Origin of the sequence: Psychrobacter sp. TB55-MNA-CIBAN-0194, assembly GCF_040309505.1 — a bacterium.
GTDB classification, from domain to species: Bacteria; Pseudomonadota; Gammaproteobacteria; order Pseudomonadales; family Moraxellaceae; genus Psychrobacter; species Psychrobacter fozii.
In genome coordinates this window covers 1-252 of the sequence record NZ_JBEOOW010000555.1, presented here as the reverse complement: position 1 = coordinate 252, position 252 = coordinate 1, and the positions used below count along the sequence as shown (strand labels likewise).

Here is a 252-nt window from a genome sequence, read left to right as displayed (position 1 = left end):
CTATCTGGACTACGCAAGTTTTTCACCGCGATACGATCCGCTTGCTTGCGGTCACGCTCAGGCGTCATTTGTGGCTGGTAGATACCCTGATCATTGACATGAATGCCCAGCGGACGACGCTCTTTGGTGATAGATTCTTGTAGTAACATCAAGCCTTGAATCAACGCTTCTGGACGCGGCGGACAGCCTGGCACATAGACGTCTACTGGAATAATCTTATCCACGCCTTGCACAACAGAATAGATATCGTAC

The 252-nt window shown here is 49.6% G+C and carries 1 protein-coding gene; it reads right to left on the bottom strand.

Going from position 1 to position 252, the window contains the following annotated elements:
• Nucleotides 1–252, bottom strand: a 252-nt coding sequence (locus AAEY75_RS16270; RefSeq protein ID WP_502944452.1) for an NADH-quinone oxidoreductase subunit B family protein, incomplete at both ends; no start/stop codon positions are given.